Annotated in this window: 1 protein-coding gene; it reads right to left on the bottom strand. The window is 46.7% G+C overall.

Going from position 1 to position 851, the window contains the following annotated elements; genetic code table 11:
* Positions 1-768: AFG1/ZapE family ATPase (zapE, locus tag A3763_RS00495; RefSeq protein WP_197482647.1), on the bottom strand; the 768-nt coding region annotated here is incomplete at its 3' end.
* Positions 769-851 lie beyond the last annotated feature (83 nt).

Raw genomic sequence — 851 nt, 5'->3', positions numbered from 1 at the left:
TATGAATGGCATAAAAAGGGATCGGTTAATGCCTCCCTTATACAAGGCATCGGGGGAGCGATTCGAGGTGGCCACTACCACGACATTCCAATCCAATAATAATAAAAACAGTCTTTTCAAAATCATGGCATCGGCAACGTCTGTCACTTGAAATTCATCGAAACAGAGGAGTTGGGCTTCTTGTGCCAATTGTTTCGCAATGATGGGAATAGCATCACCCCGTGGGTGCTTCTTTTTGTAGACAAAGATTCGATGATGGACGTCTAGCATGAATTCATGAAAGTGGACGCGGCGTTTGGTAATTTTTGCGTGTTTGTGGCTGGAATTATTACAGCGAGAATCATCATCAGGAACATTAACCGACGCGTAAAAGAGATCCATTAGAAAACTCTTACCGACCCCGACCGGTCCATGAATGTAAATGCCCCGCGGTGGTGGACCAAAAGACCACAAATGGAACTTCTTTCGAAGAAAGGACTGGGCGGATGCCATGGATCGTGCCAGTAACAGTGGACTGCTGCTTTTACGGCTGCTCTCTGTCGGATCGTCGGTAAGCAAAGGTACTGGTGGGAGCGAGACAAGAGACTCGTGCAGGGCATCCAATTTTGCCGCCAGAGCGACTTGAGCGTTATCTCTCCGCACCTCCCCCGCGTCCACCTTGAGTTCATAAGCCGCTACCACGGGACCTGTCGAAAAGCTCCGCCGAGCGACGCGATGCTTTTCTATCATCATCTTCTTCGTCATGGAGTTAATGAGTTTATCAACCAAAAGGTTTAATACGATGTATGGGTATCAAATGGATTTGTATTAGAGACTAAAATTTCGGAGTTCAACTTGTACAAAATTAGCAT

The organism is Oleiphilus sp. HI0128, assembly GCF_001635365.1.
This window is presented reverse-complemented; position numbering and strand designations above follow the sequence as displayed.